Raw genomic sequence first — 26,808 nt, 5'->3', positions numbered from 1 at the left:
ATTTCCTCCTAAGTGCTTTTCATGTGTTTTACATTATCATTTTACTAATTGACGATTTTTTGTCAAGTTAGTTCTACCAATTAGCATTTTCAATATAAGAATTTGCAATTTCGCTTGCTATACAACCGTCACTTGCAGCAGTTACCATTTGTCTAATTTTTTTAACCCTAGTATCTCCTACAGCAAATACTCCCTTAACATTTGTTTTCATATCCTCATCAGTAGGAATATATCCGTTTTCAAGTTTTATTTGATCTTTAAATAAATCTGTTTGAGGAATATTTCCTATATAGATAAATACCCCAATTGGACTATTATCATCATTTTTTATTGATTTTAATTCATTATTTTGGGTATTTTTTAAAATTAGTTCTTTAACTTCGCTATCACCCTTAATTTCTTCAACTGTATAGTTTAGTAAAAATGAAATTTTTTCGTTTGCTTTGCACCTATCAATTACAGTTTGACTTGCTCTAAGTCCCTCTCTTCTGTGAATTATAGTTACACTTTTTCCAAATTTTGTAAGATATAGGGCCTCTTCAAGGGCAGCTTCTCCTCCACCAACTACATAAATATCTAGCCCTTGGTAAAATGGGCCGTCGCAAGTTGAACAATATGAAACGCCAAGATTAGCAAATTCTTTTTCACCTTTTACATTTAATTTTCTGTGACTTGCTCCTGTTGATAAAATTACAACTTTAGACTCATAAACTTCATCTTTTGTATAAACTTTTTTAATATCTCCCAAAAGCTCAACCTTTGTTACTTCTTGATATTTTATATCACAAAATTGTTTTGCTTGCTCTTCCATCCTATCTGATAAGGCAAGTCCACCAGCATCTTTCATTGATCCAGGATAATTTTCCACATGCTCAGTTGTTGCAATTTGTCCACCTGCTATATCTTTTTCTAAAATTAATGTTTTTAACTTTGCTCTTCCTGCATAAAGCCCTGCTGTAAGTCCAGCTGGACCTGCACCAATTATTATTACATCTAACATTTAATCACTCCTATTTATTAAAAAATTATTTTGTCTAAGTCCTTCATATAAAACTATGGCTACAGAATTTGCTAAATTTAATGACCTATTTAATTTATTAGTCATGGGAATTGTATAAATTCTATCCTTAAATTTTTCCAAAATTTCTTTTTCAATTCCTTCTTTTTCCCTACCAAAAATTATAAAATCTCCATCTTTGTATGAAATATCTGCATAATTTTTATCACTTCCAGTTTCAATTAGGTAGATATTTTTATCCTTAACATATGATAAAAATTCTTCCATAGAATCATGAACTACTAAATCAAGCTTATCCCAATAATCGATTCCTGCTTTTTTTAAACTTTTATCAGAAAAATCAAATTTAAAGGGTCTTATTAAATGAAGTCTTGATTCTGTAAGAACGCAAGTTCTAGAAATATTTCCTACATTTCCTGGATGTTCTGGTGAAATTAATACTACATTAAACATGGGAATTTTTCTCCAAAACTATATTTATAGCATCAATAAGGCCAAAATTATCATTAGTAGATACTATATAATCAGCAATTTCTTTAACCTCATCAATTGCATTTTCTACAGCAAAAGATAGGCCTACATTTTTAAGCATAGGTATGTCATTATCTTGATCACCAATTGCTGCCATTTCTTCTTTACTTATACCCAAAAATTTACCAATTTCACTAAGAGCATTAAATTTATTTACATTTTTTTGCATAATTTCAATCATTCCATATGATGATGTGGTTGGATAAAGATCCATAAGGTCAACTTTTCCCAAAATTTTTTTTTCTTCTTCTGGGTTATTTATATCTGGAAATATTTGAAATTTAAAAGCAGAATTTTTTCTTAAATCTAATTCTTTTAATGGGTTAGTTGAAAAGGAAAAATTTACTTGATAGTTCATTCCGTATGAAGAATTATTTTCTAAGTGATCAAATCTTTCAGGCCAAATTCTATTTGAATAGTATGTGTCTAGGTCATAAAATTGATAAAAAAATTTATTTTCTTCACTAAATTTAATTAACTCTTCAACTTCTTCATGTTTTAGTGGATTTTCATATATTATTTTTTCCTTATTAATAAAGGCCAAGGCCCCGTTGTTTGTAACTAAAGGATTATCAATGCCTGTTAAGCCCATTAAATATCCAACAGATGGTTTAGCTCTTCCTGATGTAAAAACAAATTTTATTCCGTTTTCATCCAATTTTTTTAAGGCTTTAATTGTTTCATCTCTTAAAATTGAATTACTATCAAGACTTGTCCCATCCAAGTCCATGGCAAATAATTTAATCATTTTCTCTCCTTATAATATTCGCACAAATCTTTTAAATCACATTCCTCACAAAGGGGATTTCTAGCCTTACAAATTTTTCTTCCATGAGCAATTATTTGATGGTGAAGCTTTGACCATTTTTCCTTTGGCAAATTTTTTCTCAAATCTTTTTCTGTTTTTAAAACATCCTTGCTTTTTGCAAGTCCAACCCTATTAGAAACCCTTTGAACATGGGTGTCAACTGCAATCGCATCAATTCCAAAAGCATTGCTCATTACAACATTTGCAGTTTTTCTTCCAACTCCTGGAAGTTTTAATAAGTCTTCCATATTATCTGGAACTTTTCCATCAAATTCTCTTATTAACATTATAGATGCGTTTTTAATATTTTTTGCCTTATTTTTGTATAAACCGCAAGTTTTTATATACTCTTCGATTTCTTTTATATCCATTTTTGCAAAATCTTCTGGATTATTTTTAAATTTAAACATATGACCTGTAACTTTATTTACCCTAACATCAGTGCATTGGGCTGATAAAATTGTAGCAACCAAAAGTTCAAAAGGAGTTGTAAAATCCAAAAAACTTTTGTCCAAATTAGGATACATATAATCAAGCCTACTTATTACTTCTTTTATTTGAATTTTATTTAAAATAATATCACCTCTTATCGTTTTATCATTATACCCTTAATAAAAAATAATAATTGAAGAAATTTTCCGTCTATTATATAATTAATTTTGAATTGGAGTGATTTAATGTTTAATATTAAGAAAAAAGATTTAAAAAAATTTGACTGGCTTTTGTTTTTAAGTGTAGCTTTTTTGAGCATATTTGGACTTTTTGTCCTTTACTCAGCCTTTTCTGGCAATTTATTAGCAATTAGAAGTCAAATTTTTGCAAGCCTTCTAGGTTTTTTATTTATAATTTTAATATGTACCATGGACATGGATGTTTTAAAAAAAGCGGCCTATCCTATTTATGGAGTTTCCTTATTACTTTTGATATTAACAATTTTTCTAGGCCAAGGAGCTGAAAGGTGGGGATCAAATTCATGGTTGATTCTTGGACCTGTTCAAGTCCAACCTTCTGAAATTACAAAAGTAGGAATTATTTTTGCCCTAGCAGCTTATTTAGAAAAATACAAAAATGACATAAATGATCCATCAAGATTATTAAAAACTTTAGTTTTTGCCTTCACACCAATAATTTTTATTTTGTTGCAACCAGATTTTGGTACAGCCATGGTTTATATTTTCTTTATAGCTGTAATGCTATTTTTGGCGGGACTTTCTTGGAAATGGATTATTGGACTTTTGTCAGTAGCTATTGTTGGAGCCTTAATTTTGTTTTTAAATTTAGAAGGATATAAGGCAGATAGGATTCACGACTTTTTAGATCCATCAAGAGATACATCAGGAAGTGGTTGGCAACAACAACAAGGACTAATTGCAATTGGTTCTGGTATGTTTTCAGGAAGAGGTTTTATGAAAGGAACCCAAGCCCAATACGGATACATTCCTGAAAAAGAAAGTGATTTTATATTTTCAGTTCTTGCAGAAGAGTTGGGTTTTATTGGAGCTCTTCTTATGTTAATTGCCTTTGTTATTATGATTTATAGGCTTTTAATTATAAGCAAAAAATCCAAAAATACTTTCATCTCTCTAATGGTTTCAGGAATTTGCGCTATGTTTTTTGTCCATATTTTTGAAAATGTAGCAATGACTATAGGACTTATGCCTGTAACAGGAATTCCCCTCCCATTTTTCTCATCAGGAGGAACATTTTTACTAATCTGTTTTATAAATATAGGACTTGCCCTATCAGCATCAATGCAAAAGTCATCTTATGACATAGAAGACACAAGCGATTATGAAACGATAAAATTTAATAATACAAAAAATAGAAAAATAAATTTATCTAAAAACAAATAAAAAAATCCTTGCAAAAATAAATTTGCAAGGTTTTTTTATTCATATCTCGCCCTTATTCCACCAATTAATTTTGGTCTTGATTTTAGGGCAGTTAAATGAGCAAAGCCAATATTTTTAATTTCCAACCTAAGTGGAACTTGAACAAATTTTATATGCATACCGATATTTGCATCTCCAATATCCATACCAAAATCTCCACTTATGTGCTCAATTACGATAGGATCATTAAAATTTTTATATGCAGCAGTCGCAAAAGATCCACCAGCATGAATTTGTGGTACAACCGAAACAATCTCATACCTATCTCTTAAAGCAAGTTCCTTCTCAACAACAATGGCCCTATTTATGTGCTCACAACCACCAACAGCAAGATAGATTTTTTTCTCATTTAAAATTTCAAGCAAAGTTTTTACAACAATTTCCCCAATTTCTTCACTAGAATGTGATCCGATTTTATAGCCACAAATTTCAGAAGAAGATCCACCAAGAACAAAAACATCCCCTTCTTTGGCCTTAGATTTTTCTAGAATTTCCAAACAAGCTTTTTTAACTTCATTTTTTATATCTTCCATAAGCCCTCCTAGTCCTTATATTAGAAATATACCCATAAAAAAAGATAGATGACATAATCATCTCAGACTGTTGACAAACTGAATTTTCACCCATTTCGAGCGAACCTAGTGAGTCGAGAAATCTCATGAGATCTCTCCATGCGTTCGTTTCACTCACTTAGTCGAGATGGGTTTTAGCGTAATTTTATTTTTAAATCATTATTGAATTATTAAGCTTACTTTGTCTACGCTCTGAGATGAAATAATCATCTACCTTTTACTTATTAATTTTTTTGTTTTTAATTATTTTTGTCTTGGAAAATTCTTCTCTTTCTCTTTCTTCAATTTGACCTGAAATTGACTTTATTATTGCTTCGTAATTTGGAATTTGAACTTTTTCTAACGAATTTACTTTTTTAGAAGTCTTTTTAATCTCAGTATCCAAATTTTTTATAGTGGTATCAAGTTCAGCTAATTTATAAACTTTCTCTTTCAAATTATTTAAAGAAAGTAAAGCTTCATCAAACAAAGAACTTGTTAGATTTAATGAATATGATAAGTCTAATTTTTTTTCATCAAAATTTATCTCAAAAATTTTAGTTTGCATAAACTTTTTTTCTTTAAGAGTAATTGATTCATCCAAGGGAACTGATAAGGCAATAGATTTAAGCCTATCTTCCCCAGTTGTTACTATAGCTTTTTTTATATTCTTTTTAACATCTTTTATATATGAATTTACAACTTTATTGAGTTCATTTCTTTGATTTATTTTGGCGTTATATTGACCAATCAAGGCTTTTCTTTTCTTATCAAGAATATCATAACCTTCTTTGATAAGACCAAGTTGATTTTTTGCCTTCATCAAATTTGCCTTAGTTGGAGCAAATTTAGTTTCAGTCATTTTTAACTCCCAAGAATTTTTCTTTATTTTCTGGGCTTACCCTGTGGATTTCTTCAATAGGTAATATTTTCAAAATATCCCATCCTAAATCCAAAGATTCTTCAAGACTTCTATTATCATAAGAATCTTGGCTTAAAAATCTATTTTCAAAATCTTTTCCAAATTTCAAATAAGATTTATCAACATCAGATAAATCATCTTCCCCAACAATTTGAGAAATACTTCTAATTTCTTGAACTTTTGAATAAGATTCATATAATTGGTTCATCAAATCTTCATGATCTTTCCTGGTATATCCTTCACCAATTCCATCTTTCATAAGTCTTGAAAGAGAAGGAAGAATATTTATTGGAGGATAAATTCCCTTTTGATCTAAACTTCTGTCAATTACAATTTGTCCTTCGGTAATATAACCAGTTAAATCCGGAATTGGATGAGTAATATCATCATTTGGCATTGTTAAAATAGGAATCAAAGTAACTGATCCATTAACTCCTTCAATCATACCAGCTCTTTCATATAAACTTGCAAGATCTGAATATAAATATCCAGGATATCCCTTACGAGAAGGAACTTCTTGTCTTATTGAAGAAACTTCACGAAGAGCTTCAGAATAAGAAGTTATATCTGTAATTATTACCAAAACGTGTTTATTTTTTTCAAAAGCCAAATATTCAGCAGCTGTAAGTGCACATTTTGGAGTAATTAATCTTTCCATAATTGGATCATCTGCCAAATTTTCATACATTACTACCTTATCTTTTACACCAGCTTTGGTAAAAGCATCTTCAAAAAACATGGCCTCATCTTTTTTGATTCCCATAGCAGCAAAAACAAAACAAAAATCCTCATCAGTTTTTAATTTTGCTTGCCTTACAATTTGTGCGGCAATTTTATTGTGTGGCATTCCTGATCCAGAAAAAATAGGAAGTTTTTGTCCACGAATTAAAGTTGTCAAAATATCAATTGATGAAATTCCTGTTTGGATAAAGTTTCTTGGGTATTCTCTTGCAACTGGATTTAACGGGTTTCCTTCCACTGAATAAAATTTCTCAGAATAAATTTCTCCACCATCATCAATTGGTCGTGCAATTCCATTAAAGGTTCTACCCAAAATAGATTCATTAAGAGGAATTTCAAGAGGTTTTTCTTCAAATTCTACTACAATATCATTAAGAGAAAAATCTTGAGTATTACCATAGACTTCAACTGTTACAGTCTCATCTTCAATTTTTACAACTTGTCCAATAAAATCTTCTCCCAAAGTATGAATTTTTACAACTGCGTTATAGGCAATGTCTTCAACTTTTTCAAGTTCAATTATAGATGCCTCTATTTTTTTAATTCTTGTATATTGCTTTCTCATTTTTCACCTTCTTCTAATGTTTGAAAATATGAGCGAATATAATTGTTTAATTCTACAAATTTTTCACTTTCATCATTTTTTATATCATATTTCATTGAGTTAATCTTTGAAATTAAAGATTTATTATAAAGATTTTTATAAGAAATACCCTTATCAATTGCTTCATTAGAAAGTTTATAATAATTTTCTATAACTTTTAACATCTGTATTTGCTTATCTAATGGGACATATTTATCAATATCATTAAAAGCATTTTGTTGAAGATATGCAATTTTTAAAACACTTGCAACATCCAAAAGATTTTTTTGCTTATTTGATAAAGAATCTTTTCCAACAAGCATTACTATTGATTGAAGCTTATCTTCTTCAGTTAAAATTTCCATCATTTTATTTCTGAGTGAAATTATATCTTCTCCAGTAATATTTTCATAGTAATCTGACATTTGATTAAGGTAGTTTGAATATGATGTTAGCCAATTTATAGCAGGATAATGTCTAGAATAGGCAAGATTTTTATCAAGACCCAAAAATACATTTACACTTCTTCTGGTATTTTCTGTTACAGGTTCAGAAAAATCTCCACCTGTTGGAGAAACTGCTCCAATTAAAGTAACAGATCCTTGACTTCCATTTAAATTGTGAAAATCTCCTGCTCTTTCATAAAATTGTGAAAGTCTTGATCCAAGATAAGCAGGATATCCTTCTTCAGCTGGGATTTCTTCAAGTCTTGCAGAAATTTCTCTCAAGGCTTCTGCCCATCTTGAAGTAGAATCTGCCATCAAAGCAACATCATAACCCATATCTCTAAAATACTCAGCCATAGTAATTCCAGTATAAATACTCGCCTCTCTTGCAGCTACTGGCATATTTGAAGTATTTGCAATAAGAATTGTTCGCTCCATTAGACCTCTTCCAGTATTTGGATCAATAAGTCCTGGAAAATCTTCAAGAACTTGAGTCATTTCGTTTCCACGTTCACCACAACCAATATAAATAATTATATCGGCATTGGAATATTGAGCTAATTGGTGTTGAAGCATTGTTTTTCCAGTTCCAAATCCTCCTGGAATTGCAACAGTTCCTCCCTTTGCTATTGGGAAAAATATATCCAAAACTCTTTGACCTGTAAGAAGCAGCTCACTTAAAGATTTTGATCTTTTAATAGGTCTTTGGATTCTTACTGGCCAATATTGATATAGTTTTAAATTTTCAATTTTTTGATCAGTTTTAACTTTTACAACTACATCTTCAATTGTATATTTGCCGTCAGCTGATACTTCTACAACTTCTCCGTCAACATTTGACATAAGTCTATGCTCAATTATGGGACTTTCATCAATAGTTGCATAAATTTGGCCTTTTTTTATTTTATCTCCAACTTTAACTTTTATTTTTACATCCCATTTTTTATCTTCATCAAGATTTGAAAGACCAAGTCCTGATGGAATAAAAGATCCGTGTTTAGCTGCTATTTTGTCAAGAGGTCTTTGGATTCCATCAAACATATTTCCTATCATGCCAGGCCCAAGTCTTACTGATAAGGGCCTACCAGTTTTAATTATTTCATCATTAACCTTAAGACCAGAAGTATCTTCGTAAACTTGGATTGTTGCATAATCTCCATCAATTGATACAACTTCACCAATTAGTTTTAAATCACCAACTGTCACCATCTCTCTAATTTTTAAGTCTGATGCATCTCTTGCTTCTATAACTGGACCATTTATTGTTTTAATTGTTGGAGTCATCACCATCCTCCATTTCTTTTTCAAATTCATCAGAAATTATCTTATAAAATTTACTACCAATTTCGTATTTGTAATTTTCTAATTTTTTTTCTAAAGAATAATCATATTGGTAGGTTAAATCTTTATTTTTTATAACAAAACCACCAATTTTAGAATCATCCATTATATCTGTATTAAAATCGAACAAATTTTGGTCAGATTTTTTTACACATAAAATTAAATCTTTATTATTTTCTGATAAATTTTTGTATACTTCATTTGCTTCTTTTACAAGTTTTTTCTTATATTCATCGCTATTGCTATAAGTTTTCAACTCTTCTTTTATTTCATCAATTAATTGGTTTAATAGTGATTGTTTAAACTTGTAATAAGAAGTTTTTTTAATTTGAGAAATATTTGCTATCTTTTCATTTTTTCTTGCCTTAGCAAATTCTTCTCTTTTTTCAATATATTGATTATAATTTTTTTCTAAATTATTTTTTATTTCATTTAAAGTTTTTGAAGAATAGTCTGTTGAATCATACAATTGCTTTTCGCTTTTTCTTTTTTCGTTTGACCAAACCATTTTTCTAAAACTCGAAATTTTTGCACTTAAATCAAGCATTCAATTCTCCTTTACTAATCCAAAACTACCACTAAAGGAGTAGCATTTTCTACCCTATAATTTTCAACTTCTTCTTTGATTTTCTCATAACAATCCTTTGAGAAAATAATTAAAGCTAAGTCTTTTTCTTTAGTAAAATTTTTGAAATTATAAGATATATCTTCTTTATTTTCTACAATTTGACCATCAATTCCTCCAAGCCTAAAGCCAAGAAGAAAAGACATGTCATTTGTTATAATTTTTGCTTTCATTTTAAGAGAATAAAATCATTATAGAAATAATTACACCAAAGATTGCAATACCTTCAGCAAGTCCTACGAAAATTATTGTTCTACCAAGAATTGAAGCATCTTCTGATATTGCACCAAGAGCTGCTGATCCTACTTGACCTACTGCATATCCTGTACCAATTGTTGCAAGACCTGTTGATAAAGCTGCGCCAATATATTTTAAACCATTTCCTGCTTGGCTAGCATTTCCTGCTGCAGCTGCCTTTACACCATTTGGTAAAACTAAAACCAAAATCATTACCATTATAGGTATAAATGTTGATAAATTAATTTTTAATGCTTTTCTAATTTTTTCTTTTGATCCATCTTCGTTGTTTTTAAGTAGGTATAAACCTGAATAAATTGTAATTACTACGCAAGCTAATGCTAATATTGAAATTAAAATCATTGTTATCTCCTTATGATTTACTTATTGGACTAAATTTTTGTCCGTCTCCCTTGTAATATTTACTAAACATTTCGTAAAATTCTAGCCTTAATCCTTGAATGAAAACTATCATTCCTTCAAGACCAATAATTAAAATATTTCCGAATATTAAAATTATTATTCCTATAAATCCGCCACCTACAAGTTTGCTCATAACCTCAAATGCCATATATAAACCAACGTGATTTATTGCAAAAGCACCAACCCTTGTAAAGGAAACTAAATTTGAGAAAACTGAAAGTAAAGCTTCAATTATAGAAAATGAACTTTCAATATAATAATCAGAACTTGATTGGTCATATATCGGATACATATCTAAAAGCCTTCTTGAAATTGGTTGCTTAAATATCATCAAAACTATTGATGAAATAAGTAAGATTATAGAAACAGGCATAGGTATAGGATTTACTTTTACTATATTTAGGATTATTGAAATAAATGAAATCATCATTATTAATCCTGCTATACCATCTTTTCCAAAAACTCCTTCTTCCAAATCTTTTTGCTTGTGAAGTTTGTTATATATTCCTAATATATAAGATATTAAAAGTAAAATAACTCCAAAAGCAACTGAAGCAACTAAGACTTTTAAAATATTATCAAATGGTTTTATTAATAATGTTGGTATCAAATCTTCAATTCCAAAAAATGATCCATACATCAAACCAAAAAATGATGCTGAAAAACCGATTCTTCTTACTAATTGACCAAAAATTTTACTTTTCTTTTCTATTAAAAAGCTAGCTAGAATAAATATCAATCCTTGTCCCAAATCTCCAAACATCATTCCATACAAGAGCATATAGGTTATTGCAAAAAACCCTGTTGGATCAAGCTCATTGTAATTTGGGGCTCCATACATGTTTACCAAAAATTCAAATGGTCTAGCTATCTTATTATTTTTTAATTTCGTGGGTGGGTTTGCTATTGTCTGGCTATTTTTTTTTTGATCGACTAAGCTGTCTTCATACTTGTCGACTGTATCCTTTACCACTTGGATTTTTGATTGTGGAACCCAACCTGATAAATAAAAATATTTTCTTCCCTTAAGCATTTTTTCCTTAAGTTTAGAAGATTTTTTATAAAAATCAATTGTTTTTGGAAGATTTTTCAAATCATCTATATTTTCTTCTTTAATTTTTTCAAGTTTTTTATTTACTTCTTTAAGCTTTTCTTGATTTTCTTTGTATTCTTTTTTAATTTGCTCAAGACTTGATTTTTCTGGGATTTCCTTATCAATAAAACCAAGAGATGATATTGTTCTGTTTACTTCATCTTCTACACTTTTAGGATAAACTAAGAGGTAGTCCTCATTACCACTTTCAATTGACTGGTTTAAATTATTATTCTTATCTTTAAAACCCAATCGTTCTAATAATTTCATAAAACCTCCTTTCACCTAATTTATAATTTTTTCAAAAAATTCTTTTACTATACTATCTTTTTTAGAACTAAAAATCTTTTGACTTTCAGACTTTCTTTTTTCATAGAATTTTTCAATCTCTTTATTTTTCACATCAGCTTGTTTTAAAATATCATCATAAATTTTACTAGAATCTTCTTTGGTTTTCTTTTCATATTCTTTATTCAAATCAATACTTACATTATTGACATTATCATTTTCATTTTTGATGATATTATCAGTATCAAATCTTAATTTACTTGTTTCGTCATCAATGCTGTAAATACTTTTTAAGGCTTCTTTATTTATATTAATATCTGGATCATTTTTTTGTAAGTGAATAATTAATGATGGTATAGAATCATAGTTATTTTTCAAAATGAACCTACCATCCTTACTAACTTCCCCAAGTCTGTAATTAAAATAATTTAGATTTCTAATCTTATTAATATTTATTTCTTCATTTTCTAAGGCTTGTAGGTTATTAATATATTCTTCAAGCTTTTTGTTTCTTTCTTCTAATTCTTTTTTCTTTTCTATATTTTCTTCAAAAACCTTAATTAATTTTTCAAGTTTTTCTTCATCAATTCTTTTACCATCAGATGAATCTTCAATGTTTAAAAAATCCTTTATATCTTCGAGATCTTTTATAAAGGAAGAATCAACTTTTTCAAAACTTTCAAGATCATTAAAATCTTCAGTTTTATCAATATTTTCTTCACTTGCCCTAATAGAAAATTCCCTGTTTTGTATTTGTCTAAAAGCATCAACTTGGTCAAATTCATCTATGTTTATCAAATCTTCAAGAAAATCATCTAGGTTTTCAAGTTTTGCCATAATATTAACCAAGTGCATTTTTTCGACAGCCATTTTATCACCTCTTTATTATATAGTGCTTTTTTTCATCCTTATCAAAAGTTTCATCAAACTCTAAAATACAAGTTATATTTTTATTAGAAATTGTCATCATATCAACTATATAAATTAATTTTAATAAATCAAACTTTGAATTTTCCAATTTCTTGGAATTTTCACTTAGTAGATCTTCTTTTGCTTTATAAAAATTATAAGTGGATAAGAAGAAATCTTTATATTGACTATTTAAAATTTCTTCTTTAAACTCATCGAAAGATAAATTTGACATTTTCTTTAAATCATCAGTTTTTAAATATTTGCCTCCTTCAATTAAATAATTGAATGTTTCATAATCATTTAATGAAAAATAGTTTTTTAACCTAAATAACATTTCTATATTAAAAATATCAATCTTTCTTCCAATAAAATCTCTAAGCTCACTTCCTATGTCTTTTGGTAACTTTTTACATTCATCCAAAAGATCCCTATAATAAAATTTATTTAGAGCATTTGAAATCAAAAATATTAACGAATCCCTTTCCATATTTTCATTTAAAAACGGATAAAGAGTTCTGTAATATCTTGTAGGTTTTGATTTTTCTACGAAACTTTTAAAATCATCATCTTTTGACACATTTATATTATGAGAAAATTTTTCTCTTTTTATAAGATCTAAACTGTCTGTTAAATGGTCATTTAATATAGCTTGAACTATTAATTGCATAAGCTGAACTTCAAAACTTGAAATATATTTTAAAAAGAAATTTTTTTCTTCTCCTTTTAAAAATTTCAAAAATGAATATATATCATCATATAATTTGTTTGAAAGATATATCTCTAAATCTTTTTTCGAATTAACGTTAGGTATTTCACTGTTATTATTTCGAATTATATCTATTTTTCTTTCAAAACTATCTTCATATAATAAATCTCTGCAAATTTCTTTACTAGGTAATTTGCCATATTTAGCTTTTGCTTTGACTACATAAGCTTTCATAAAGCCTTCTTTCTTAAATTCTTAAACTAAGTGACCTGAAATAGTAAATGAAGTATTATCTGTGATTTTCACCTTAACTATTTGTCCTATTAATTTTTTATCTGCTTTTACATGAACAAGTTTAAATGTGTCTGTTCTACCAGTCAAAACATTTTTATTATTTTTACTTTCAGATTCTAATAAGACTTCAACTTCTTTTCCAATATATTCTTTGTTTTTTTCATTAAAAATCGGATACAAGGTATCAAGTAATCTGTCGAACCTATCTTGAACAATTTTATTATCTAAAGGGTCAAGTTTTGCAGCCCTTGTTTTTGGCCTTGGTGAATATTTGAAAGTAAAGGCTGTATCAAAACCAACTTTCTTACAAACATCCAAAGTTTCTTTAAAATCTTCTTCAGTTTCAGTTGGATATCCAACAATTATATCTGTAGAAATAGCTATGTTTGGAATAGATTCCTTAAGTTTTCTCGCCTTTTCAAGATATTGTTCCTTATTATACTTTCTATTCATATCTTTTAGAACCTTGTCAGATCCTGATTGCATAGGCAGATGAAAATAATTACATATATTGTCGTTTTCTTTCATTACCCTTATTAAATCATCTGATAAATCTTTCGGATGGCTTGTTGTAAATCTTAATCTTTGAAGGCCCTCAATTTTTGCACATCTTTCTAAAAGTTCAGGAAAAGTCACATTAAAATCAGACTTATTACCATAGGAATTAACATTTTGTCCCAAAAGAGTTACTTCTTTATAGCCATTTTTAACCAAATTTTCAATTTCTTCAATAATATGAGATGGTCTTCTGCTTTCTTCTCTTCCTCTTGATTGAGGAACTATACAGTAAGAGCAGAAATTATCACATCCTGTCATAATATTTACATAAGCTTGAAAATTATTTTTGCTATTATAATTTACATAATCATCTTTGACATTATCTTCAGAAACATCAATTACTCTTTCTCCAGTTTCTAGATATTTAAATAAAAGATCTGGAAGAGAATTTATATTTTTTGTTCCAAAAATTATATCAACTTCCCTGTGCTTTTTTTCAATAACTTCTCTTGCAACACTTGTTTGCATCATGCAACCTGAAACTGCAATAATTTTTTCTGGATATTCTTCTTTTAATTTTTTCAAACTAGAAACTTGACCATAAAGTTTTAATTCTGCATTTTCTCTAACAAGACATGTATTAAATAAAATAAAATCGGCCTCATTTCTATTTTCTGTAAAAGTATATCCTATCTCTTCAAGGATATAAGAAATTCTTTCAGAATCATGCTCATTCATCTGGCAACCGAAGGTTGTGATATTATATTTTTTTCCATTAAAATAATTCTTGTACTTTTCATTATTTTTTAAATGCATATATCTCCTTAAAGCTAAAAAAGAGATGATTTAAACCATCTCTTTTTGTGTAATTGTCATTTATCAGTTTATTCTTCAGTAGAATCTTAGTCTTCTATTTCTATTCCTGATAATACTTCTTCTATAGCAAATCCAATGTTATTATTTAAGTCGTTATCACCAAATTCATTATTTAATTCTTTCTTCTCAGCTTTTCTTTTAGCTTTAGCATTAGATCTATTTTTATTTTCTTCAAAATTTCTTCTTGGTTTTCTTTCACTTCTTTCTGGAGCTTCTTTTAAAGCTTTAATTGAAAGACCAATTTTTTCTTCTTCTGGATCAATGCTTAAGATTTTTACTTCTACTTCATCGCCAACATTTAATTCATCAGATGGTTTTTCAACGTGATCCCATGAAATTTCAGAAACGTGAATTAAACCTTCAACACCTTCGCTTACTTCAACGAAAGCACCAAAGTCAAGTAAGTTTACAACTTTACCTGTAATAACGTCGCCAACTTCATGTTCATTTGCAAATTCTGCAAATGGTTTTTCAAGAAGTTGTTTTCTTCCTAGAGAAATTCTATTTTTTTCTTTATTAAGTTTTAAGATTTTAACTTCAATATCATCGCCAATGTTTAGTACATCTCTTGGGTGTTCAACTCTTGTCCAGGATATGTCAGAAACGTGAAGTAATCCATCAAGGCTTCCTATTTCAACAAAAGCACCAAAGTCGGTTAATCTTGCTACTTTTCCTGTTATAACTTGTCCTTCTTCTAATTCATCCCATTGTTCATCAAGTTTTTCTTCAACAATGTCTTTTCTTGATAAAACTAGACGATTTTTTCTCTCATCAATTGAAATGATTTTAAGATCCCAATGTTCACCAACAAATTTTTTGAAGTTTTTAACAAAATATGGTGCAATTTGGCTTGCTGGAACAAATCCATTGATTCCCATAACTCTAGCAGTTAAACCACCTTTGTTAGCTCCTGATATTTCACCTTCAACAGTTTGTTCGTTTTCAAAAGCTTCTCTTAGAGTTTTCCAGTTTTTCATTCCTTCTACTCTTCTTGTAGATAAAGCTACATTGCCTTCACCATCATCTATTTTTATAACATAAACTTCAACTTCTTGACCAATTTCAAAGTGATCTTTAGGATTTTCTCTTTGTTCTTCACTCATTTCGTCAAGTTTTACAATACCATCTGCACGATATTGAATGTCTACAAAAACTTCATCATCCTTCACATCAATAATTGTTCCGTTAATAACATCTCTTGGGTATATTTTTTTCATACTGTCTTCAATGCTATTCATTAATTCTTCGTTTGTTAAATCATCCATCCTATTAACTACCTCCTCGATAACCTGATCTGGTGTGGACGCACCAGCGATTACCCCTATTATATTAAAATTTGAGAGCTTTTGCAAAGGTAGATCTTTAACAGTTTCTATTCTTTTAACATTTTTACAATACTTTTGTGCTATTTGATAAAGCTTGTTTGTATTCGAACTATTAAAACCACCAACAACAATCATACAATCAACTTCTTTCGAAAGGCTCTTACATGCTTCTTGCCTTAATCTTGTAGCATTGCAGATTGTATTTTCTATTACTACATCATCATTCGTCTTCTCTAACTCATGAGCAATATTCTCAAAAAAATCAATTCTGTTTGTTGTTTGACTAACAACATAAAGTTTTGACATATTTGTAATATTTTTTGCTTCAGTCTCATTCTTAATTATTATACCATTATTTACGTAAGATGCCATAGCTTTTATTTCAGGATGATCTTTATCTCCTATAATTATTATGGTATAACCTTCATTTTCTTTTTCTTTGATTTTTTTATAAATATTTATAAGAACCGGACAAGTTGCATCAATTACGTCATTAGAATTTTTCCTAAGATCATCTTTTAATTTTTCACTTACACCGTGACTTCTTATAACAATTTGTGAATTTTTTAAATTTAAAGCTTCTTTTTCATCAATTACACCAACACCCTTTTCTTCAAGCATTTTTACTTGAGTTGGATTATGAACCAAGGGTCCAAGTGTATATGATTTTATATTTTTTCCGCTTGTTTTATTTGCAAGATCTACACTTCTTCTAACTCCATTGCAAAAGCCAGAATTTTTTGCTACTATTATTTTCATCTCAAACCTTTCTTAAAAACTTGTGATTTTCATACATTTTCTCATAAGTTTCATCCATTATTTTTTCCATTGCATCTTTTGATTTTAAATTTTTAAAATCTTCAACTTTTACAAGATTTTTTATATACAAGTCCGTTTTAAAAAATGGCTTATAAGAAGATATGATTTCTATTGTTAATATATCAGTTTTTGATTTGAGTGCAATATATCCTGCCCCATCTTTTATATTTTCTCTTTTTACTTCTTTTACTCTTGTCCCTTCTGGAAATATTCCCAAAATTTTTCCAGATTTAATAAGCTTAATTGAATCTCTTAAAACTGACAAATCTTTTCCATCTCTTTGAGCAGGTATGGCTTTTAAAAATTTTAAAATATTTTTTAAAACTGGTACTTCAAATAATTCTTTTTTTGCAATAAAATGAACTTGCCTATCAAGTGCAAGGGCTATAAAAACAGGATCAATCATTGACTTATGATTTGCGCATACTATATATTTTCTGTTTTCTGGAATTTTTTCAATCCCATGAACCCTTATTCTAAATAAAGGAGTTGCTATTATTCTAAGTATTGAATATATAAGTCTATAAAACATCTTCTTTATCCATTTTTCCCAAAATTTCATTTATTGTTTCATCAATTGTTAAATTTGATGAATCAATTTCTATAGCGTCACTTGCTTTTTTTAGGGGTGAAATTTCTCTGTGAGAGTCAATATAGTCTCTTTTTTCTATATCTTTTTGAATCTCTTCTAAAGATTTATCAATTTCATTTTGCTCATAACGCCTTTTTGCCCTAATCTCACTTGATGCAACTAGAAAAAATTTATATTTAGCATTTGGAAAAACTACAGTTCCTATGTCACGTCCATCAAGTATTATTGACTTATTTTCCGAAATTTTTCTTTGCATATCAACCAAATATTTACGAACAAGTGGAATTGATGAAACCCAAGACACATTTTCTGTTACAATTTTATTTCTAATTTCTTCACTTACATCTTTACCGTTTAAAATTACCCTATCTTCATTTATATCTATTTTTATATTTTGAAGAAGTTTAAGGTCAATTTTGTCTTCATTATTAATACCATTTTCTAAAAAGAATAGGGTTAAGGCCCTGTACATTGAACCTGTATTTAGGTATGAAATTTTTAATTTTTTTGCCAAAATATTTGCTATTGTACTTTTTCCTGATCCACTTGGACCATCCAAAGCTATAATAAAATTACTCATTAGTCCTCCTTAAATCTTTTGCGCATGCAAAAGCTTGTGAAAATGCTATTTGTAAATTATAACCACCAGTAAGAGCATCTACATCTGTTACTTCTCCAACAAAATAAAGTCCCGAAACTTTTTTTGATTCCATACTTTTTGGATCAAGCTCTTTGCAATCTACTCCTCCAGAAGTTATAATTGCATTTTTTATTGGATAAAGTCCTGCAAAATTCAAATTAAAGTGTTTAATTTCACCAATTAGCCTATATCTTTCTTCTTTTGTAATTTGATTTGCTTTTGTGTGGTAGTCTATTTGAGCTCTATTTAAAATTACATCAACAAAGGCATTTAAAAGCAATTTTTTTAAAATATTTCCTATATCCTTGTTAGAATTATTTTCAAAATCTCTTATTAATCTATTATCAAGCTTTTCAAAATCAAGACTTGCTTTTAAGTCAATATAAATATTTTTCACCTTTTGCCTATTAATTAATGATGACATTGTTAAAACAATAGGTCCCGTAATGAAATTTTTCCCTATAAGCATCTCGCCAAATTCACTATAATTTTTCTTTTCACACTCTACATTTAAACTTACATTTTTTAAAGAAATTCCATTTAATGAATCTAAATCATGGTCTGAAATTTTTATAGGACAAAGTCCTGGTTTTTGACTAATAATCTTATGGGAGAAAGCTTTAGCAAATTTGTAGCCATCACCATTTGATCCAGTCAAAGGATAAGATAGTCCTCCTGTTGCAATGATTATTTTATCAAATTCATAAGTATTCTTGTTTGTTTCTACAATGAATTTATTTGACTCTTTTTTGATTTTTTGAACATTTTCATTTAATTTTAAATCTATTTTTTTATCATCTAATAATTTTTCAAATAATTTTATCACATCACTAGATTTTTCACTTTTTGGAAAAACCCTATCTCCCCTTTGAACTGTAAGTTTTAAACCTTTATTTTCAAGAAAGTCCATAAGAGCGTAATTATCAAAATTTGTAAATGATGAATACATAAATTTCTTATTAACCAAAATATGGTCTAAAAATTCATCAAAAAATTTTGCATTTGTGATATTACACCTGCCCTTACCAGTTATAAATAATTTTTTCCCAATTTTTTCATTTTTTTCTATTAAGGTGATATTATTTTTTTCATCTTTAGCATTTATAGCAGTAAAAATCCCGCTAGCTCCTGCTCCAATTATTCCTATTTCCATAATTTATAAACTTTCTAAATATTCAAATTCTTTTTGACTAAGCCTTTTATATGCACCATCTTCTAAGTTACCAAGTTCAATTTCTCCAATTTTTATTCTTTTTAAATCCAAAACTTTTATGCCAAAATAAGAAAACATCCTTCTAACCTGCCTGTTATAACCTTGGTGGATTATAACCTTATAAAGAATTTGATTTTTATCGATTAAAGAAATTTTTGCCTTACTTGTTATCTCATTTTCGGATAATTTTATTGAATTTTTAAATTTTTCCTCTTGAGCTTTTGATAATATCTTATCGACTCTTACCAAATATGTTTTATTAATTTCCTTACTTGGATGAATTATTTTGTTGGTAATATTTCCATCATTTGTAATTAACATAAGGCCGTGGCTGTCTTTGTCAAGTCTTCCTGCACAAAAAAATCTCCCATCAATTTTAATTAACTCATTTAAGTCTTTTTTATTGTGGGGATCATAATTTGAAGAAATGTATCCAAGTGGTTTATTCAATTTATAATAAAATTTTTCTTGTATTTTTAAGATTTTACCATTCACCTTAACTTCATCATCATCTTTTACCTGGTAAGATAAGTCTTCAAGCTTTTTCCCATTTACAAAAACTAAGCCATTTTTTATATATTCTTCGCTTTTTCTTCTTGAAGCAAGTCCTGTTTTTGCTATAAATTTATTAATCCTCATCTAATTCACCTGATATCTCTTCATCTATTTTTGGCAATTGGTCAAGGCTTGAAATATTAAAATATTTCAAAAATAAATCAGTAGTCACATAAATTATTGGTTTTCCAATCTTATCAAGCCTACCATTTTCTTTTATTAATTTTTTATCCAAAAGAGAATCAATGGTTGATTGAGATTTAACTCCTCTTATTTTATCTATTTCAGCCCTAGTTATTGGTTGCTTGTAGGCGATTATTGAAAGAGTTTCGAGTGAAGAATTTGACAAATTCTTTTCAGATTTTTTTACTATATTTGAAATATATTTTTCATGATCTGACCTAGTTGAAAATTGATATTTGTTTTCATATTTTTTAATAATAAGACCAGATGAATTTTCATTTCTTTCAACCATCATTTCATTTATTGCCTTTCTTATTTCAGATTTCTCGGCATCAAAAATAATTTTTGAAAGATCATTGATATCAATTGGTTCACCCCAAATATATAAAATTTCTTCAATAATTCCTTTTAAATAAGTATCATTCATCATTTTCCCTTTTTATTATTAAAAACTCGTTTGTATTTTCTTCTTCTAAGTAAATTTCTTTCAATCTTACAAGCTCAAGTAAGGCCAAAAATGTCCCAATACAAGCTGCTTTTGATTTTATTTCATCAGTTATTTTATTTAACCTTATTGATTTTGTAAATTTCAAAGTATTTCTTATTTTTTTTATATAATCATTTACATCAAGTCTTTTTATAGATTTTATCAAATCAGGTTTTTCTATTTTTTCATTTTTATAGGCCTTGATTAATTTTGTAAATTCATTTTTTAAAATATTTACATCTTTTGCTATTATTTCATCTTCACTTTTATATTGGGATAGATCTTCTTGGTATTTTGTAAAATATGATTTTGCCTCATTTTCTAAATTTTTTAAATCATCTTCTACACTTTTTATTTTTTTGTATTCTATAAGATAGGATATAAAATCTTCTTCTATAGTGTCATCATTATCCTTTGGCATTAATTTGCTGGATTTTATATATAACAAAATAGAAGATATATAAATAAACTCGCTTAATTGACCAAGAGGAATATCCATTTCGTTGATAGCCTCCATATAAGGGCTTGTTATATCTTCTATTTTTATGTCATAAATATCTACTTTTTGTTTTTCAATAAGTTTTAACAAAACATCAAAAGGTCCTGTGTAAACTTCCAAATCAATATTTAAACTATTACTTTTCATCAATCAATCTTTTTGCATACAATACAGCTATTATTGTTTTTGCATCTGTAATTTCACCATTTATAACCATATTATAAATATCGTCAATTTTAAATGATTTTCTTTCCAAAAATTCGTCTTCATCTTCTTCTAGTTTTGATTCTTCTAAATCTTTTGCCAAAAAGAAGGATAATTTGTCATTTGTAAAACCAGGAGATGCGTGCATATCAAATAAATATTCTATATCCAAAGGTTTATAACCAATTTCTTCTTGCAATTCTCTTTTTGCAGTTTCAATTGGTTTTTCATTTGCTTCAACTAGACCTGCTGGAATTTCTAGAGTAAATTCATCTATAGCCTTTCTATATTGGCGAACTAAATATATAGAATCTTCACCATCAAAAGCAATAATTCCTACTCCCTTCATATGGTCAACTATTTCTCTTTTTGAATATTTTTTATCAGGCATTTCTACAGTTTCAACTCTTAGTGAAAGAATTTTACCTTCATAAATATTGTCCACTTTTATCGTTTTTTCATAATTATCCATATTATTTTCCTTTTCTTAAATCATGAGCCATTTCAATCATTTCTTTGGCAGATTCTATGGTTTTGTCTGTTATATCAACTCCAGCCAATAATCTTGCTATCTCTTTTGTCCTATCTTCTCCCTCAATATTTGTAGATTTAGATATGGTCAAATCTTTTTCATCATATTTTTCTATTAAGATGTGATTTGTTGAAAGAGATGCAATTTGTGGAAGATGGCTTATGGCAAGAATTTGCCTTTCCTTTGATAAATCTAATATTTTTTCTCCAACAATTTGTGCAGTTCTTCCGCTTATTCCTTGATCAATTTCATCAAATATCATGGTATCAATTTTATCATAATCTGCAAATATTTTTTTAAAGGATAAAACAATACGAGAAATTTCTCCTCCAGATGCAGTTTTTGACAAGGATTTTAAATCTTCACCCTTGTTAGTTTTGATTAGAAAATCTATATCATCAATTCCATTGGAATCTATATTTTTTTTGTTAAATAAAACCTTAAAATCTCCATTTACTATATTTAGTGATTGAATTTCGCTTTTAATTTCTTTTTCTAGATTTTTCGACTTATCTTTTCTTATTTTTGAAAGTTCTTTAGATTTTTTTTCTAATTTTTCGTCAATTTCTTTAATGTCTTTGTTGATATTTTTCTTAAAATCAGAAATTTTTTCTAATTCTTTAAGTCTTAAAGAAATTTTATCGTAATATTTTAAAATATCTTCTATATTAGTACCATATTTTCTTTTCAAATCAAAAAGTTTTTGATTTATCATCTCAAGTTCATAAAGTCTTTCAGGATTTTGGTCAAGATTTTCCTTATATGAATCAAGCTCAGAATAAATTTCATTAGCCAAATCAATTAGAGTATAAATTTTATCATTAACTTCTTCAATACTCTTATCAATTCCTGAAAATTCTGATAGATTTGAAGATAAACTTGCAAGAAGTGAGCTTATACTTATTTGGTCATAGTCAAATGATGAGATTAATTCTTCACTTTTTTCTATACTTTCCCTAAGCTCAGTTATAGAATTTAATTTCTTATATTCTTGGTCTATTTCTTCTTCATTAATATTTAATAAATCAATTTGTTCAATATCATCTATTTGATAATTTATAAGTTCTTTTTCTCTTAAAACTTCTTCATCACTTAAATTGAAATTTTCAAATTTTTTTAGTAAATTGTTTTTTTCCTTATATAAATTGCTAATTTCATTTTTCAAATTTATATCATTATCATTTTTATTATAAGCATCAATTATATCAAGGTAGTTATCCTTATCCATAAAAATATTTGAATCACCTTGCTTATAAATGTCTATAAGCAAAACTGAAATTTCCTTAACCAAAGAAAGATTTGCAACTCTTCCATTAATTCTAATGGATGATGATTGTTGGTTAATAGTTCTTGTAATTATTAGCTTATTATCATCAAAAGTTATATCTTTATTTTCTAATTTTTTTATAGTTTCATAATCTAGGTCAAAAACAGCCTCAACAATTGTTTTGTCATCAAATTTTCCAATTATATCCTTGTTGGCCCTTTTTCCCAAAACTATATTTATAGCTTCAAGTATCAAACTTTTACCAGATCCAGTTTCTCCAGATAAAACATTAAATCCGCTATCAAAAAATAAATGATCTCTTTTAATAATTACTAGGTTATTAATAAATAACTCAGCTAACACTTACTTCACCATACTTCTTAAAATTTCAATTAAATCGTCGACTTCATCAATATTTTTTGGTGTAATAAATATTGTATCAAGACCAGTTACAATTCCACCTATATTTTCAAGTTTTGCATTTGTAATATATAGACCACAAACAGTTGCTGTATATGAAATAGTTTTAATTACAACTAATTGGTAAGATCTTTCTACTGAGAGAACGGATTCCTTAAATATTTTTTCCATTCTTTCATTTAAAGAATCATAAACTGTATCAATTACAGTATATTTGTAATCATAATCATCAGTTTGAACTTTTGAAATTCTAAGCTCTTTTATATCTCTTGAAATTGTTGCTTGAGTAGCATCTACTCCTTGAGCTTTTAATAAGTTTGAAAGTTGACTTTGTGTTTTTACTTCATTATTTTGAATAATATCTAAAATAAGTCTTTGTCTAGTATATTTTTTCATTTAATCCTCTCTGTTAAATAATCAATTAAATAAATATGAAAATCATTGTCCTTAAAGTCTTTAATATTTTCTTTTGCTTTTTTATTAAAGTCCAATAGTAATTTTTTTGCCTCATCCATAGAAATACATGATAAAATATTTAATTCAATTTCATCATACTTGTCCAAAATATCATCTTGTAATTGAAAAGAAAGTCCCAAATAATAAGCATAGTCTTCAAGTTTTTTGATTTTTTCATCGCTCACTTTTGCATAAAGACCAGCCATAACTAGAGCTGCCATAAATAGTCTTGCAGTTTTGTTTTTATACACGTCTAGAACGTAGGATGAATCTGCGTTTTTTTTAGCTTTTATATCAAAAACTTGACCTTTTATCATTCCATCTTTTCCACAAGCCCTTGCCAAATATTTTCCAGGTAAAAGAAAACGTTGGTCATATATACTCAAAGCTAGAACATTTTCAAAAGCAAAAGAAAGGAGACTATCTCCTACTAAAACTGCTAAATCTTCTCCAAATTTTTTGTGAACTGTAAGCTTTCCTCTCCTGTAATCATCATTATCCATACAAGGCATATCATCGTGAACCAAAGAATAAGCATGAACCATTTCAAGAGATAGGGCAAAATCAATTATTTTTTCATCAATTACCTCTTCTCCCAAAAGCATTTTTATAGTTTCTAAAAATACAACAGGTCTAATTCTTTTTCCAGAATCACTAGCATATATCAAGGCTTCTTTTAAAGGATTATCATCCTCAAATTTTTTTGCCATTGCCTTATCGATAAGTTTTTTGTCATTTATTAAAATTTCATCAAATACTTCTTTATTCATTTTCGTCATTATTTATTATTTCAACCTTCGCCTTATAATCATTGATTTTTTTATTAAGCTTATCATAAATTTCTTTGGCTTCTTTGTAAATTTCAAGGCTTTTATCAATATTATCCTTATTGTCTTCTAAATCCTTGAGCAAAGATTCCATTTTTTTGTAATTTTCTTCAAAGTTGTTATCCATCATAAATCTCAGCTTTCACTTCTCCATCTGCAAATATAATTTTTACCTTATCCTTATTTTTTAAAGAATATTTTGAATAGATAAATTTTCCATCAAAATCCTTAACAAAAATACTTTTTTTTCTAATATCCAAAATAGATTTCAAAGAATTAAGTTTTAAGCCCAACATCGAAAGCTTATTTTCTTTTTCTCCTATATTTTTATCAAGCTTATCTTTGATTTTTTCAAAAATATCATCTAGGTTTTTAGACTTTGAATCTAACAAATTATCAAGGCTATAAGAGTTAAGTTTTACTTTCATATTTTTAAGCTTTAATTCTTTAATTTCAATATTTCTATCAAGGGTTTTTTTAATATCTATAAAAATTTTATTTATTTGATCTCTAATTTTTTTATAATTTCTAACCAAAAAAGAACCTGCCTCAGTCGGAGTTTGTAAAGACAAATCACTTACTAGATCTGTCAAAGACAAGTCGATTTTGTGGCCTATGGCAGAAATTATTGGACTTTTTGCTTGGTAAATTTTTTCTACAATATCTTTTTCATTAAAGACTTTCAAATCTTCCTTGCTCCCACCTCCACGGGTTAGGACAATTGCATCCAGATTTTTTTTATCAAGAACATCAATTGCATTAATTATTTCATCTTTTGCACTAAGTCCTTGTACTTTAACTGGATACAAATATATATTTATATCAGATATTTCTTTGTTTATAACTGAAAGAAAATCAACTATGGCAGCTGATTTGTCAGATGTTATAAGGCCAATATTTTTAGGATAATCGCATATAGTTTTCTTTAGATTTACGTCAAAATAACCTTTTTTATAAAAATCTTCCTTTACTTTCAAAAAATATAAATAATCTTTAGAAAGTCCCATTTTTTCTATATTTTTTACTGCAATAGAAATTTTAGAAAAAAAGCTGTTGTATATAAGATTTCCATCAACAACAACTTCATCTCCATTATTATATTGGTCTAAATTTTTATCTTCATAATAATAAATTACACAATCAATAATTTCATTATCTTCTTTTAATGAAAAATATATGTGATTGTGAGAAATTTTGTAATTGGATATTTCACCTTTTATACTTATGTTTTGAAATAAGGGATCGTGTTTAAAAGAAGTTTTTATATATTGGTTAAATTGTTTAACGCTTAAAGATTTCAACTATTTTCTCTTTTCTGCAATTTTTCCTAATACACTGTTTATAAACTTATAACCATCGCTTGTAGAATATTCTTTTGCTATATTTACAGCTTCATTAATAGATACACTTACTGGAATTTCCATATTTTCAAATTCATTTACGCTCAAAAATAAAATTGACCTATCAACTTTTGAAAGTCTTTTTAGTGCACTTGAGCCAATTTGATCATTAATTATTTTTTCTATTTTTTCGAAATTTTCTACGTAGGCTTTTAAAGATTCATATAAAAATGAATCTTTATCAAGATCTATTTCGTGATTAATAAGGGCTTGGTCAATATCATTAAGGCTTTTAATTTGGTCTTCAAAAATTAATTTGAAAGCCCAATCTCTTTGTTGTTTTCTATTCATTGTATTACTAAACTATTAACTTCGACATTGACTCTTTTAACTTTTAAGCCAGTCATAGTTTCAACTTGTCTTTTTACATTTTCTTGAACGTTTTTAATAGTTTTTCTTACATTAACATCTGCATTAAGTACAAGATTTAAGTCTATAATTATAAATCCATTCATAACAGATACTTTTGTATTTTTAGCTTCTTTATTGGATTTTGTGTTTACTTCAATTACACCATTTACTTCGCTTGAAGCTTTTCTTGCTATAGCTTCAATAGTTTCATTGGCAATTCTAACACTTCCAAAATTAAAACTTCTTGTCATTA

General features: G+C 27.8%; 31 protein-coding genes. 1 reads left to right on the top strand and 30 read right to left on the bottom strand.

Annotated features, from left to right (window positions below; translation table 11 throughout):
• Positions 1-73: 73 nt before the first annotated feature.
• Genes trxB through nth form a run of 4 tightly spaced genes read right to left on the bottom strand, consistent with a single transcriptional unit; the run spans position 74 to position 2,884 of the window.
• Positions 74-1,000 (bottom strand): thioredoxin-disulfide reductase, encoded by a 927-nt coding sequence (gene trxB / locus BN2087_RS06130; RefSeq protein ID WP_049690946.1) that lies wholly within the window; start codon positions 998-1,000, stop codon positions 74-76.
• The gene (locus tag BN2087_RS06125; RefSeq protein WP_049690945.1) at positions 1,001-1,471 is read right to left on the bottom strand and encodes a tRNA (cytidine(34)-2'-O)-methyltransferase; all 471 of its coding nucleotides are present in this window, start codon (positions 1,469-1,471) and stop codon (positions 1,001-1,003) included.
• Positions 1,464-2,297, bottom strand: coding sequence for a Cof-type HAD-IIB family hydrolase (locus BN2087_RS06120; protein ID WP_049690944.1), 834 nt, complete (start codon positions 2,295-2,297; stop codon positions 1,464-1,466). Before BN2087_RS06120 ends, BN2087_RS06125 begins: the two co-directional genes overlap by 8 nt.
• Positions 2,294-2,884, bottom strand: a complete 591-nt coding sequence (gene nth / locus BN2087_RS06115; protein ID WP_049690943.1) for an endonuclease III — start codon at positions 2,882-2,884, stop codon at positions 2,294-2,296. The genes BN2087_RS06120 and nth overlap by 4 nt, the downstream gene beginning before the upstream one ends.
• A gap of 150 nt (positions 2,885-3,034) precedes the next feature.
• Between nth and rodA the strand changes: the two genes are divergently transcribed.
• The gene (rodA, locus tag BN2087_RS06110; protein ID WP_049690942.1) at positions 3,035-4,210 is read left to right on the top strand and encodes a rod shape-determining protein RodA; all 1,176 of its coding nucleotides are present in this window, start codon (positions 3,035-3,037) and stop codon (positions 4,208-4,210) included.
• A gap of 35 nt (positions 4,211-4,245) precedes the next feature.
• Here rodA and BN2087_RS06105 read toward each other — a convergent pair whose 3' ends face one another.
• The 26 genes from BN2087_RS06105 to BN2087_RS05980 form a co-directional block, all read right to left on the bottom strand.
• The gene (locus tag BN2087_RS06105; protein ID WP_049690941.1) at positions 4,246-4,782 is read right to left on the bottom strand and encodes a TIGR01440 family protein; all 537 of its coding nucleotides are present in this window, start codon (positions 4,780-4,782) and stop codon (positions 4,246-4,248) included.
• A 256-nt stretch (positions 4,783-5,038) separates the two neighbouring features.
• Positions 5,039-5,662, bottom strand: a complete 624-nt coding sequence (locus BN2087_RS06100; RefSeq protein ID WP_049690940.1) for a V-type ATP synthase subunit D — start codon at positions 5,660-5,662, stop codon at positions 5,039-5,041.
• Complete coding sequence (locus tag BN2087_RS06095) at positions 5,655-7,028, bottom strand: V-type ATP synthase subunit B (protein WP_049690939.1); 1,374 nt, start codon at positions 7,026-7,028, stop codon at positions 5,655-5,657. Before BN2087_RS06095 ends, BN2087_RS06100 begins: the two co-directional genes overlap by 8 nt.
• The gene (locus BN2087_RS06090; RefSeq protein WP_049690938.1) at positions 7,025-8,776 is read right to left on the bottom strand and encodes a V-type ATP synthase subunit A; all 1,752 of its coding nucleotides are present in this window, start codon (positions 8,774-8,776) and stop codon (positions 7,025-7,027) included. Before BN2087_RS06090 ends, BN2087_RS06095 begins: the two co-directional genes overlap by 4 nt.
• Complete coding sequence (locus BN2087_RS06085) at positions 8,760-9,380, bottom strand: V-type ATP synthase subunit E (RefSeq protein WP_049690937.1); 621 nt, start codon at positions 9,378-9,380, stop codon at positions 8,760-8,762. The genes BN2087_RS06090 and BN2087_RS06085 overlap by 17 nt, the downstream gene beginning before the upstream one ends.
• Positions 9,381-9,394: 14 nt before the next feature.
• Positions 9,395-9,631 carry a V-type ATP synthase subunit F gene (locus BN2087_RS06080; RefSeq protein WP_049690936.1) on the bottom strand — a complete coding sequence of 79 codons (237 nt, stop codon included), beginning with the start codon at positions 9,629-9,631 and terminating at the stop codon, positions 9,395-9,397.
• A gap of 1 nt (position 9,632) precedes the next feature.
• Positions 9,633-10,058, bottom strand: coding sequence for an ATP synthase subunit C (locus BN2087_RS06075; protein ID WP_049690935.1), 426 nt, complete (start codon positions 10,056-10,058; stop codon positions 9,633-9,635).
• A 10-nt stretch (positions 10,059-10,068) separates the two neighbouring features.
• The gene (locus tag BN2087_RS06070) at positions 10,069-11,481 is read right to left on the bottom strand and encodes a V-type ATP synthase subunit I (RefSeq protein ID WP_049690934.1); all 1,413 of its coding nucleotides are present in this window, start codon (positions 11,479-11,481) and stop codon (positions 10,069-10,071) included.
• A 15-nt stretch (positions 11,482-11,496) separates the two neighbouring features.
• Complete coding sequence (locus BN2087_RS06065) at positions 11,497-12,369, bottom strand: V-type ATP synthase subunit I domain-containing protein (RefSeq protein WP_049690933.1); 873 nt, start codon at positions 12,367-12,369, stop codon at positions 11,497-11,499.
• Between the two features lie 4 nt (positions 12,370-12,373).
• The gene (locus BN2087_RS06060) at positions 12,374-13,351 is read right to left on the bottom strand and encodes a V0D/AC39 family V-type ATPase subunit (RefSeq protein ID WP_049690932.1); all 978 of its coding nucleotides are present in this window, start codon (positions 13,349-13,351) and stop codon (positions 12,374-12,376) included.
• A 21-nt stretch (positions 13,352-13,372) separates the two neighbouring features.
• The gene (miaB, locus tag BN2087_RS06055) at positions 13,373-14,725 is read right to left on the bottom strand and encodes a tRNA (N6-isopentenyl adenosine(37)-C2)-methylthiotransferase MiaB (RefSeq protein WP_049690931.1); all 1,353 of its coding nucleotides are present in this window, start codon (positions 14,723-14,725) and stop codon (positions 13,373-13,375) included.
• A gap of 86 nt (positions 14,726-14,811) precedes the next feature.
• Entirely contained in the window at positions 14,812-16,869 is a 2,058-nt protein-coding gene (locus tag BN2087_RS06050; protein WP_049690930.1) for a bifunctional 4-hydroxy-3-methylbut-2-enyl diphosphate reductase/30S ribosomal protein S1, read from the bottom strand.
• Between the two features lies 1 nt (position 16,870).
• Entirely contained in the window at positions 16,871-17,461 is a 591-nt protein-coding gene (locus BN2087_RS06045; protein ID WP_049690929.1) for a lysophospholipid acyltransferase family protein, read from the bottom strand.
• Entirely contained in the window at positions 17,451-18,101 is a 651-nt protein-coding gene (gene cmk / locus BN2087_RS06040; RefSeq protein ID WP_049690928.1) for a (d)CMP kinase, read from the bottom strand. The genes BN2087_RS06045 and cmk overlap by 11 nt, the downstream gene beginning before the upstream one ends.
• Positions 18,094-19,314 carry a BaiN/RdsA family NAD(P)/FAD-dependent oxidoreductase gene (locus BN2087_RS06035; protein WP_049690927.1) on the bottom strand — a complete coding sequence of 407 codons (1,221 nt, stop codon included), beginning with the start codon at positions 19,312-19,314 and terminating at the stop codon, positions 18,094-18,096. The genes cmk and BN2087_RS06035 overlap by 8 nt, the downstream gene beginning before the upstream one ends.
• Positions 19,315-19,317: 3 nt before the next feature.
• Positions 19,318-20,013: a pseudouridine synthase gene (locus tag BN2087_RS06030; RefSeq protein WP_049690926.1), complete on the bottom strand. Its 696-nt coding sequence runs from the start codon at positions 20,011-20,013 to the stop codon at positions 19,318-19,320.
• Entirely contained in the window at positions 20,003-20,539 is a 537-nt protein-coding gene (gene scpB / locus BN2087_RS06025; protein WP_049690925.1) for an SMC-Scp complex subunit ScpB, read from the bottom strand. The genes BN2087_RS06030 and scpB overlap by 11 nt, the downstream gene beginning before the upstream one ends.
• On the bottom strand, positions 20,532-21,245 hold the full coding sequence (locus tag BN2087_RS06020; RefSeq protein WP_049690924.1) for a segregation and condensation protein A: 714 nt from the start codon (positions 21,243-21,245) through the stop codon (positions 20,532-20,534). The genes scpB and BN2087_RS06020 overlap by 8 nt, the downstream gene beginning before the upstream one ends.
• The gene (locus BN2087_RS06015) at positions 21,235-21,774 is read right to left on the bottom strand and encodes an NUDIX hydrolase (protein ID WP_049690923.1); all 540 of its coding nucleotides are present in this window, start codon (positions 21,772-21,774) and stop codon (positions 21,235-21,237) included. Before BN2087_RS06015 ends, BN2087_RS06020 begins: the two co-directional genes overlap by 11 nt.
• Before the next feature lies 1 nt (position 21,775).
• Entirely contained in the window at positions 21,776-23,464 is a 1,689-nt protein-coding gene (gene recN / locus BN2087_RS06010) for a DNA repair protein RecN (protein WP_049690922.1), read from the bottom strand.
• Complete coding sequence (locus BN2087_RS06005; RefSeq protein WP_049690921.1) at positions 23,465-23,917, bottom strand: arginine repressor; 453 nt, start codon at positions 23,915-23,917, stop codon at positions 23,465-23,467.
• Positions 23,914-24,747, bottom strand: coding sequence for a polyprenyl synthetase family protein (locus tag BN2087_RS06000; RefSeq protein ID WP_245190851.1), 834 nt, complete (start codon positions 24,745-24,747; stop codon positions 23,914-23,916). Before BN2087_RS06000 ends, BN2087_RS06005 begins: the two co-directional genes overlap by 4 nt.
• Entirely contained in the window at positions 24,740-24,934 is a 195-nt protein-coding gene (gene xseB / locus BN2087_RS05995; RefSeq protein ID WP_049690919.1) for an exodeoxyribonuclease VII small subunit, read from the bottom strand. Before xseB ends, BN2087_RS06000 begins: the two co-directional genes overlap by 8 nt.
• Positions 24,924-26,105 carry an exodeoxyribonuclease VII large subunit gene (xseA, locus tag BN2087_RS05990; protein WP_049690918.1) on the bottom strand — a complete coding sequence of 394 codons (1,182 nt, stop codon included), beginning with the start codon at positions 26,103-26,105 and terminating at the stop codon, positions 24,924-24,926. The genes xseB and xseA overlap by 11 nt, the downstream gene beginning before the upstream one ends.
• A complete protein-coding gene (gene nusB, locus BN2087_RS05985) occupies positions 26,106-26,495 on the bottom strand; it encodes a transcription antitermination factor NusB (RefSeq protein WP_049690917.1) in 390 nt (129 codons plus the stop codon).
• Complete coding sequence (locus BN2087_RS05980) at positions 26,492-26,806, bottom strand: Asp23/Gls24 family envelope stress response protein (RefSeq protein ID WP_049690916.1); 315 nt, start codon at positions 26,804-26,806, stop codon at positions 26,492-26,494. The genes nusB and BN2087_RS05980 overlap by 4 nt, the downstream gene beginning before the upstream one ends.
• Positions 26,807-26,808 lie beyond the last annotated feature (2 nt).

It is taken from the genome of Anaerococcus jeddahensis, from assembly GCF_001182725.1.
GTDB lineage: Bacteria > Bacillota > Clostridia > Tissierellales > Peptoniphilaceae > Anaerococcus > Anaerococcus jeddahensis.
This window is presented reverse-complemented; position numbering and strand designations above follow the sequence as displayed.